The sequence below is a fragment of the Bradyrhizobium sp. genome (genome assembly GCF_049581145.1).
In the GTDB taxonomy this organism is placed as follows: Bacteria; Pseudomonadota; Alphaproteobacteria; order Rhizobiales; family Xanthobacteraceae; genus Bradyrhizobium.
The window spans coordinates 1-10,358 of record NZ_JBAURI010001032.1 but is presented as its reverse complement, the minus strand read 5'-3'; the positions used below and the strand labels follow the sequence as shown (position 1 = coordinate 10,358).

The following is a 10,358-nucleotide window of genomic DNA, read 5'->3' as shown; positions in this document are numbered from 1 at the left end:
CTCAAGGCCAACGCCAACTTCCAGCAGCTCGCGAGCGAATTGTCGGACCTCGAGAACAAGATCGCAGCCAGCCGCCGTTTCTTCAACAACGCGGTCCAGGAATACAACACCGGCATCCAGCAGATGCCCGCCGCGCTGTTCGCCGGCATGATGGGTTTCACCCGCAGGGATTTCTTCGATCTCGGCGCCAACCGTGCCGAGGTCGAGACGGCGCCGGCGGTGAAGTTCTGATTGCCGCACACAATCCGATCGAGCAGCACTGATGGCCGCATACGGTCTCTATACCCACATCGCATCGAACAAATTTCGTTCGATGCTGCTGCTCGCAGGCCTGTTCGTGCTGGTCTATGTCGTGGTCTATGCCGGCGCCCTGGTCATCGAGGTGCTCAACAATGGCGGCGCCACGGCCGGCTATTATCTCAGGGTCGCCTTTGTCGACGTGATCCGGACGCTGCCCTATTCGACCGGCGCCGCAGTGCTCTGGATCGTGATCGCCTATTTCTTCCACCAGTCGATCATCGATGCCGTTACCGGCGGCCAGGACGTCACGCGCCAGCAGCAGCCGCGGCTCTACAATCTCCTCGAGAACCTCTGCATCTCGCGCGGCATCCCGATGCCGAAGCTGAAGCTGGTCGACAGCTCTGCGCTGAACGCCTATGCGACCGGGCTCAACCAGAGGCAATATGCGGTCACCGTCACCACGGGGCTGTTGGCCACGCTGAACGACCAGGAGATCGAGGCGGTGCTCGGCCACGAGCTGACCCACATCCGCAACGGCGACGTGCAGATGATGGTGATCGCGGTGATCATCGCCGGCGTGGTCGGCTTCTTCGCCGAATTGTTGTTCCGCTCCTTCTTCAATTTCGGCGGTTACGGCTGGGGCGGCGGCTACCGCCGCGGATCGTCGTGGTCGTCCTCCTCTTCCTCGGACAATGGCGGCGACCGCAAGAGCTCGGGCGGCGGCGCGATCCTGATCATCATTCTCGCCGTCGTGCTGATCGCGCTGGCCTGGGCCCTGTCGCAGCTGGTGCGGCTCGCGCTGTCGCGCTCTCGCGAATTATTGGCGGACGCGGGCTCGGTGGAACTGACGAAAAACCCCGACGCCATGATCTCGGCGCTGCGCAGGATCGAGGGCCGCGGCGAACTGCCGGGCGCAACCTCGGCCGTGATGGAATTATGCCTCGACAACCCGCGCGAGGGATTTTCCGACCTGTTCGCGACCCACCCGTCGGTGGAAGCGCGGGTTCAGGCGCTGGTGAAATATGCCGGCGGGCACTATCTGGGCCCGATGGCGCTGCCGATGCCTACCGCGCAGGCAGGCGAAGCGGTCCCGGATGAGGGCGACGGCCGCCAGGAACCGACGTCATTGCCGCCCGATCCTTCATCCGGTGCGTCGTCCGGTGCGTCATCCGGTCCCTGGGGCAAGCGCGAACCCGCGAATGCGTCTCAGGACGGCGCCCCGGCTGGTCCATGGGGCAAGCATCCCGCAACCGGCCCATGGAGCAGCCAATAGAAGCCGAGACCGAGAGGTGCTAGGCTCGCAGAGGCACACTCGGATTGCCTTCTCCGCCTGCTTTCCTCTGCTCAAAGGAAAGAGGAAAATTGCCGTGTGGCGCCGCTGTCAATCTATTCCCACAGAAATCTATTAAATTGAATTCTCCCTTGTTTCTGCCATGTTCGCGCCCAAAGCAGGGACAGGAATTCTTCTTCGCGGCCGCAGCATGCGGCCAAACGGGCGCTTAAGGGGCGAACATGGCAAAGCCGGCAGTGGTGGTAGTGGGTGCGGACAAGGGCGGGGTCGGCAAGACTACGGTCTCGCGCACATTGCTCGATTACTTCAACGCCAACGCCGTCGCGACCCGCGCTTTCGACACCGAATCACCGCGCGGGACCCTGAAGCGTTTCCACCCTGAAATCACCGAGATCGTCGACATGACCTCGACGGCGGATCAGATGAAGATCTTCGATACGCTGAACACGGCGGTCCCCTCGGTGACCGTGATCGATGTCCGCGCCGGCATCATGTCGCCGACGCTGGCCGCCCTGCGCGACATCGGCTTTCTCGACGCCGCGAAGTCCGGCCAGATCACCTTTGCCGTGTTCCACATCCTGGGATCGTCGATCGCCTCGCTCGACGAAATCGCCGATACCGCGAGCTTCATGACCGGCGCGAAATACTTCCTGGTGAAGAACTTCATCAACAACACCAGCTTTTTCGAGTGGGACCAGTCGACCTACAATTCGTATTTCCAGCGCATCAAGGATGCCACCGAGCTGACCATCCCCAAGCTCGACGAAATGGCCTTCGAGCAGGTCGAAATCGCCTCGGTTCCATTCCTCAAATTCGTCGCCAACAAGGGCATCAATGACGAGGCCGCGAACTACTCGTTCGTGCTGCGCGGCTATGTCCGTCACTGGCTTGCCAACGTGTGGAGCGAGTTCGATCGAATCAAGCTGACCGACATCGTCGGTTCCGGAAAAGCGGGTATCCGGGGCGCCGGTGGCGAAAAATAATTTTTTGACCGTAATTCACCTGGATTAGAAGGCGGAATTCTCCTGATATAAGGACCAATGGCTGCTACGCCCGTCTACATCGTCGCTTCGCCCCGTCCACACGTCGGCAAGACCGTGGTTGCCCGACTCTTGACCGAATTCCTGCTCCTCAAGAACGGGGACGTGACGGCGTTCGACATCAACCTCAAAGAACCTTCGCTGCTCGACTACCTGCCGCATTTGACCGAGACCGCCGACGTCAGCGACACCTTCGGCAAGATGGCCTTGATGGACCGCGTCATCGTCGATGACGGGATGGCCAAGGTGATCGACCTCGGGTTCCACGCGTTCGACGAATTCTTCAAGATGATCGGGGAGATCGGCTTCGTCAAAGAGGCGGCGCGCCGCAACGTCGTCCCCGTCGTGCTGTTCGTGGCCGATATCGATCGCGCTTCGGCCCGTGCCCACGAGTTGCTGCGCCGGCAGATTCCGCCGGCCAATCTGATCACCGTGGACAATGAATTCGTGGTGCGCGGCGAACTGCCGGCCGCCATGGCCGACGGTCGCCTGATGTACATTTCGGCGCTGCCGACCTTTCTGAAGACCTATATCGACCGTCTGACCTTCTCGTTCACCGACTACCTGCGCCAGGAACAGGATTCGTCGACCGAGCTGCACCAATGGATCCGCAGGAATTATATCCACTTCCGCGACCTGGAACTGGAATTGATTCTACAGCGGTAGCAGTCCGATAGTCCCGGCGCGGGCCTGAACGACGTGGCTGAAAACGAATTTCAATGCCCCTCGAACGTCATCAGCGTCCGTACCGGAACATCCATTTTCCGCAGCTTGTCAGCTCCGCCCAGGTCCGGCAGATCGATGATGAAGCAGGCCGCCACCACATTGGCGCCGATCTGGCGCAACAGCTTGATGGCGCCTTCCGCGGTGCCGCCGGTCGCAATGAGGTCGTCGACCAGAATCACGCGCTCGCCGGGATGGACGGCGTCGGCGTGCACCTCCATCTCGTCGAGGCCATATTCCAGCGAGTAGGCGATCCGCACCGTGGTGTGCGGCAGCTTGCCCTTCTTGCGGATCGGCACGAAGCCGGCGGAGACCTGGTGGGCGATCGCCCCGCCCAGGATGAAGCCGCGCGCCTCGACGCCGGCGACCTTGTCGATCTTGGAGCCGGCCCAGGGATGCACCAGTTCGTCGACGGCGCGGCGGAAGGCGCGGGCATCGGCGAGCAGCGTCGTAATATCGCGAAACAGGATGCCGGGCTTCGGATAGTCCGGAATGGTACGAACGCTCGCCTTCAGGTCGTTGTCAAAAGTCATCGGCTTCTCTTTCGGTTGTCATTCCGCGCCATGCCGCTCACCCTACGCCAAGCCGGAACGCGTTCTCGACGATCCGCAAACCCACCTCGCCACCCAGCGACATCAGCGATTCCGGGTGAAACTGCACGCCGCCGACCGGCAGCGTCTTGTGCTCGATCGCCATCGCCACGCCATCCTCGGTGCTCGCGGTCACGCTCAGCACCTCGGGCATGCTGCCGCATTCGACATAGAGCGAATGGTAGCGACCAATCACGATCTCATCGGGCAGGCTCTGCATCAACCGCCCGCCCTTGACCTGCACCCGCGAGGGGCGGCCATGCGCGGGCTGGCCGAGCTGGCCGAGTTCGCCGCCAAAATATTCGCCGATCGCCTGCACGCCGAGACAGACGCCGAAGATCGGCAGTTTTTGCTCGAGCGCCGCGGCGATGGTGGCCGAAATCCTGAAATCCTCCGGGCGGCCCGGACCGGGCGACAGCACCAGCAGGTCCCATTTCTTCTGCTTCAGCATATCGAGCGCATGGACATGGCGGACCACGGTGACACTGGCGCCGACCTGGCGGAAATAATCCGCCAGCATGTGCACGAAGCTATCGTCATGATCGATCAGCAGCACCTGCTTGCCGCTGCCGGTCGCGTCCGGCGCAAAGCTCGACAGCGGTTTGGGCGGGTCGCCGCGCAGCGCCTGGAACAGCGCCGCGGCCTTGACCTGGCATTCGCGATCTTCGGCCGCGGGGTCGGAATCGAACAGGCAGGTGGCGCCGACCCGCACTTCGGCAAGCCCGTCCTTCATGCGGATGGTGCGGATCGTCAGGCCGGTGTTGATGCTGCCGTCGAAATTGACACAGCCGATCGCGCCGGCATACCAGCGCCGCGGCGAGCGCTCATGGTCCTCGACGAACTGCATCGCCCAGAGCTTCGGCGCACCGGTCACGGTGACCGCCCAGGCATGGGTCAGAAAGGCATCGAGCGCGTCGAACCCCGGCCGCAGCATGCCCTCGACATGATCGACGGTATGAAACAATTTCGAGTATGTCTCGATCTGCCGCCGCGCCAGCACCTTGATCGTGCCGGGCACGCAGACCCGCGCCTTGTCGTTGCGATCGACATCGGTGCACATGTTGAGCTCGAACTCGTCCTTCTGCGAGTTCAGGAGCTGGCGGATCTGCTCGGCATCGCCGATCGCATCGACGCCGCGCGCGATCGTGCCCGAGATCGGGCAGGTCTCGACCCGTCTGCCATCGGAACGCACGAACATCTCCGGCGAGGCCGACACCAGGAATTCGCCGTCGCCGAGATTCATCAGCGCGCCATAGGGCGACGGGTTGATGCGGCACAGCCGCTGGAACACCTCCGCCGGCGTTCGTTCGCAAGGTTCGGCGAACAGCTGCCCCGGCACCGCCTCGAACAGGTCGCCACGGGCGAACGCCGCGCGCGCGGTCTCGACCGTCGCCTGGTACTCGCCGGGCGCGTGATCGGAAAATCCCTGCCGTGGCGTCCTGGTGTAGACGCTTTCGACCGTCTCGCGCGACAGGTTTTGGGTGGACTTGCCGTTCCAGGCGAAATCGTAGGTGAGCTCGACGCCGCGCCCGGTGGCGCGGTCATAGGCGAGCAGCCGGTCCGGCACGTAGAGCACGATGTCGCGCTGGTCCGCCTCGCGCGCGCGTTTCTGCACGAGGTCCTCGATCTGGAACACCAGGTCGTAGGCAAAGGCGCCGTACAGGCCAAGCAGCGCATCGTCGCTCGCCGCGAACGCTGCGATGAGAGCCCGTACCAACGACATCGCGCTGGCCCGCCGGGTGCGCTGATCTTCCTCGACCGGCGCCGCACCGCGCAGGATATGGCCGGCAACGCTGGTCGGGCTCGTCTTCGTGATGACCACACAGGGATCGCGCAGCTTGCCGGCCAGAACCTCGGCAACGAAGGCGATCAGCACGGTGCCGCGCGGGTTCAGCGCCGCAAGCGAGAAATCGACGCCGGAGGTTTCCAGCACCAGCGGCGGATCGGCGAAGCCGAGGTCGAAACTGTCATAGCGGCCGGGCACCGTGGTGCCCGAGGACAGCACCACGCCGCGGCGGCGGTCGAGCAGATCGATCAGCCCGTCGAGCCGGCTGGCGCCGCCGGAAAACTGTTCCGCCACCCGGGTGACCACAAGCCCGCCGCGGGTGCGGTACTCGCTGCGCTCCGGAAGGGAAAAAACCGTCCTGTTCATGTGGTCCTCTTACGAAACTTGCCGAGGGAACGCCACACAGGACAAACGGAAGGCCGCCGCACTGCGATGGCGGCCTCTGACGATGGAAAATAGGAAAATCGCACCGGCCACCTGTTAGAAGGTGGGCCACCAGAGATGGGCTGGGCGGACGACGGCGGTCATGCCTGAGGTACACCATGGCGGCAGGACGCAGTCAAGAGAGCTTCATGCGTGGGCTGCGCGAAAATAGGCGCATTACGCGCCCGTCAATGTGCCGGCTTCGGCCGCTCGGATATTTCCGGATTGGTATCATGGATTTGGGCAATGTGTCGGCACGGTGCTCCTGCGGCAAGGTGAACGGATCGCCGCCGGCGGCAGCGATCTGTTCCAGGACTTCCGCGATATAGGATTTCCGCGATATAGGCCTGCCGCTCTGCCGGTAGTTTCCGCACCTTCTCGATGGCGTCTTCCACGGCCTTCACCCGCCAGCGCATCACACCATGACCTTGCCGGCAGGGGGCGGGACGCAGCGACAAGCTTACCCCAGATGCTTCCGGAAAAATTCGGTGGCGCGGGCCCAGGCGAGCTCGGCAGCCTCGCGGTCGTGAACCGCCATGCGCTGCTCGTTGACGAAGGCGTGCTCGGCGTCATAGCGATAGAGCTCCAGCGACTTGCCGGCGGCCTTCATCGCCTTCTCGAAACCGTTGACCAGCTCCGGCGTGCACCAGTCGTCCTTGTTGGCGAAATGCGCCTGCAGCGGAATTTTGACGTCGGCGGGCTTGGCCGCCTGCTCCGGCGGGATGCCATAAAACACCACGCCGGCGGTCAGTTCAGCGATCCTGGCGGCGCCGATGATGGTCACCGCGCCGCCGAGGCAGAAGCCGGTCAGCCCGACCTTGGCGCCGTTCCGGGACAGATATTGCGCGGCGCCGCGCACGGTCTGCGTGGTGGCGTCCATGAAATCCAGCGAATTCATCTCCTTGGCCGCAGCGTCCGTGTCGTGATACGGCACCACCTTGCCGTTGTAGAGATCGGGGGCCAGCGCGTCGAAACCGGCGAGTGCGAAACGGTCGCACATCCCCTTGATCTGTTCCGAGAGCCCCCACCATTCCTGGATCACCACCACGCAAGGCGCGTTGCCGCGCGCGGCATTGGCGAGATAACCGGACGCTTCCTTGCCGTCCGGACGCTTGAAATTGATGATCGTGCCCATGGGTTCCTCCGACGATTTTGGCTTGCCGATTGAACGCTACTCTGTCCGCAGCGCGGACAGGACGCAATCTCGATCCGTCATTCCGAGAGTCGTCAGCTTCCGGGTTCGATGCTGTCGCGTCGCCACGGAATGACGTCCTCGTCTAAAACAAAAGCCCCCCGCGGGGGCTTTTCGCAACTCACATTCGCTTCAGGAACGATCAGTGCGCCTCGGCCCAGACCTTCTTCTTGGTGAAGAACATCAGGCCTGCGAAGATGATCAGCACGATGAACACCTGGAAGCCGAGCTGCTTGCGGGCCTCCATATGCGGCTCCGCGGTCCACATCAGGAAGGTGGCGACGTCCTTGGCGTACTGCGCGACCGTTGCCGGCGAGCCGTCGTCATAGGTGACCTGGCCGTCCGAGAGCGGCTTCGGCATCTTGATGGCGTGACCGGGGAAATATTTGTTGTAGTAGGAGCCTTCCGGGATGCTCACGCCCGCGGGCGGATTGTCCTCAAAACCCTGCAGGATCGCCGCGACATAGTTCGGCCCCTGCTCCTGGAACTGAGTGAAGAAGTCGAAGATGAACCAGGGGAAGCCGCGCTCGTAGGAGCGTGCCTTGGTGATCAAGGACAGGTCCGGCGGCAGACCGCCGCCATTGGCCGCGCGCGCGGCCTGTTCGTTGGGAAATGGCGAGGGAAAATAGTCGGCCGGCCGGCCGGGCCGGTCGAACATGTCGCCCTGGTCGTTCGGGCCGTCCTTGACGGTGTAGGTCGCAGCCAAGGCCGCCGCCTGTTCCGGCGTATAGCCGGGGCCGCCGGGATCGGCGAGATTGCGGAAGGCGATGTAGGACAGCGAGTGGCAGTTCGAGCACACTTCCTTGTAAACCTTCAGGCCCCGCTGCAACGCGCCGCGATCGAATTTGCCGAACGGACCGGCAAACGACCATTTCAGTGACGGAGGAATGTCGGTTTCCTGGGCTCGCACGCTTTGCGTGCTGCCAGCGAACAGCGTGCCCGCGATTGCCAGCGCAATCACGGTGGAGACCATCGGTGCCGCCCGGCTCCCGGTCTTGGCCAGCACGTCGTCGGCGATCGAATTGGGCAGCGGCCGCGGCTTCTCGATGCGGCTGAGCAGCGGCAGCATGACAAGGAAGTAGGCGAAATAACAGAACGTCAGGATCCGGCCGGCGACGACATAGATGCCTTCCGGCGGCTGGGCGCCGAGATAGCCCAAGAGAACGCAGACGACGACGAAAATCCAGAAAAACTGCTTGGCGAGCGGACGATATTTGCACGACCTGGTCTTGGCGCTGTCGAGCCAGGGCAGGAACACCAGCACGATGATCGCCGAGAACATCGCAATCACGCCGGCGAGCTTGTTCGGAATCGAGCGCAGGATCGCGTAGAACGGCAGGTAGTACCACTCCGGCACGATGTGCTGTGGCGTCACGCCGGGATTGGCGGGGATGTAGTTGTCGGCGTCGCCGAGATAGTTCGGCATGTAGAAGATGAACCAGGAAAAGAAGATCAGGAAACAGGAAACGCCGAACATATCCTTGATCGTGGCATAGGGCGTGAACGGCACGGTATCCTTTTCGCTCTTCGCCTCGACGCCGGCCGGGTTGTTCTGGCCCGCGACATGGAGCGCCCAGACATGCAGCACCACGACGCCCGCGATCACGAACGGCAACAGATAATGCAACGAGAAGAAACGGTTCAGCGTTGGATTGCCGACGGAATAGCCGCCCCATAGCAGGGTGACGATGCTATTGCCGACCACGGGAATGGCCGAGAACAGGTTGGTGATGACGGTCGCGCCCCAGAAGCTCATCTGGCCCCAGGGCAAGACGTAGCCCATGAAACCGGTCGCCATCATCAGGAGATAGATGATGACGCCGAGGATCCAGAGCACTTCGCGCGGCTCCTTGTACGACCCGTAATAAAGGCCGCGGAACATGTGGATGTAGACGGCAAAGAAGAACATCGAGGCGCCGGCCGCGTGCATGTTGCGCAAGAGCCAGCCGTAATTGACGTCACGCACGATCAGTTCCACCGAGCGGAAGGCAAGCCCGGCATTCGGCGTGTAGTGCATCGCCAGGATCACCCCGGTCAGGATCTGTATGCCGAGCATGAACGACAGGATGGCACCGAAGGTCCACCAGTAGTTGAGGTTGCGCGGCGTCGGATAGGCCACGAACGAGGAGTGCATGAGACCCAAAATCGGCAATCGCCGTTCGAACCATTGCAAGGCTGGATGGTTCGGCTTGTAATCGGATGGTCCGCTCATGATGCGATCCTGAGGAAAAAGACGGCGTGCAAAGGCTTCGAGGCCAAAGGAGTTCGGGCCGAGGCGTCAGCCGATCTGGATTTTGCTATCGGATGTGAATTGATAGGGAGGCACCGCCAGATTGGCGGGCGCGGGCCCCTGACGGATGCGGCCGGAGGAGTCGTATTGCGAGCCGTGGCAGGGGCAGAAGAAGCCGTCGTAGTTGCCCTCATGGGCGATCGGGATGCAGCCGAGGTGGGTGCAGATGCCGATTACGACCAGCCACTGGTCGTGGCCGTCCTTGACCCGGGATTGGTCGGTCGCGGGATCGGGCAGGCTCGAGACCTGGACCGAGCGGGCTTCATCGATCTGCTTCTTGGTGCGGTGGAGGATGTAAATCGGCTTTCCACGCCAGAACACCTTGATGTCCTGTCCATCGGCGATCGGCGCCAGATCGACCTCGATCGGCGCACCGGCGGCGATCGTCGAGGCATCCGGATTCATCTGGGAGACGAACGGCCAGAGCGTGGCCAATCCACCGACCGCAGCGGCCGCCCCCGTTGCAACAAAAAGGAAATCACGCCGTGTCGGATGATCAGCCGAAGTCGCTGTTGTCACGATACTAAACCCTTTCCTAGTTGCAGCCGGCGGAACCGTCCAAGCTGCGCACGCACCAACCAACGTACGGACCTGGGAGGCTGCCGGCGCCCGCGTCCCCCGCGGCGGCAGAAAAACCGCTTCCCCCGGCCTTGGCAGGCGGAACAAGCCGTTAGAATCGATCTATTGGCACCCTTGCCGAAAGAGCGCAAGCCCGCTATCGGCCGACAAGCATACCATGCACGAAATCCGCGCACATCGTTGTTTTATTCCATCCATTTCCGC

Annotated in this window: 9 protein-coding genes; 4 read left to right on the top strand and 5 right to left on the bottom strand. The window is 62.7% G+C overall.

The features are described 5' to 3' along the window. The 4 genes from WCB02_RS33435 to WCB02_RS33420 form a co-directional block, all read left to right on the top strand. A partial coding sequence (locus WCB02_RS33435) for a LemA family protein (RefSeq protein ID WP_423965160.1) occupies positions 1–231 on the top strand: 231 nt, incomplete at its 5' end. Positions 232–262: 31 nt separating this feature from the next. After that, on the top strand, positions 263–1,513 hold the full coding sequence (locus WCB02_RS33430) for a M48 family metallopeptidase (RefSeq protein WP_423965157.1): 1,251 nt from the start codon (positions 263–265) through the stop codon (positions 1,511–1,513). Between the two features lie 239 nt (positions 1,514–1,752). Next, positions 1,753–2,514 (top strand): hypothetical protein, encoded by a 762-nt coding sequence (locus WCB02_RS33425; protein ID WP_423965155.1) that lies wholly within the window; start codon positions 1,753–1,755, stop codon positions 2,512–2,514. A gap of 57 nt (positions 2,515–2,571) precedes the next feature. Continuing rightward, positions 2,572–3,237, top strand: a complete 666-nt coding sequence (locus WCB02_RS33420; RefSeq protein ID WP_423965153.1) for a hypothetical protein — start codon at positions 2,572–2,574, stop codon at positions 3,235–3,237. A gap of 50 nt (positions 3,238–3,287) precedes the next feature. On the opposite strand, the gene WCB02_RS33415 is transcribed toward WCB02_RS33420, so the two are convergent. From WCB02_RS33415 to petA, 5 genes are all read right to left on the bottom strand, one after another. Continuing rightward, on the bottom strand, positions 3,288–3,827 hold the full coding sequence (locus WCB02_RS33415; protein WP_423965151.1) for an adenine phosphoribosyltransferase: 540 nt from the start codon (positions 3,825–3,827) through the stop codon (positions 3,288–3,290). Positions 3,828–3,864: 37 nt separating this feature from the next. Continuing rightward, positions 3,865–6,036: an anthranilate synthase component I gene (locus WCB02_RS33410; RefSeq protein WP_423965149.1), complete on the bottom strand. Its 2,172-nt coding sequence runs from the start codon at positions 6,034–6,036 to the stop codon at positions 3,865–3,867. A gap of 517 nt (positions 6,037–6,553) precedes the next feature. Then, positions 6,554–7,228, bottom strand: coding sequence for a dienelactone hydrolase family protein (locus WCB02_RS33405; protein WP_423965146.1), 675 nt, complete (start codon positions 7,226–7,228; stop codon positions 6,554–6,556). 199 nt (positions 7,229–7,427) lie between these two features. Then, positions 7,428–9,497, bottom strand: coding sequence for a cytochrome c1 (locus WCB02_RS33400; RefSeq protein ID WP_423965143.1), 2,070 nt, complete (start codon positions 9,495–9,497; stop codon positions 7,428–7,430). Between the two features lie 66 nt (positions 9,498–9,563). After that, on the bottom strand, positions 9,564–10,094 hold the full coding sequence (petA, locus tag WCB02_RS33395) for a ubiquinol-cytochrome c reductase iron-sulfur subunit (RefSeq protein ID WP_423965140.1): 531 nt from the start codon (positions 10,092–10,094) through the stop codon (positions 9,564–9,566). Positions 10,095–10,358 lie beyond the last annotated feature (264 nt).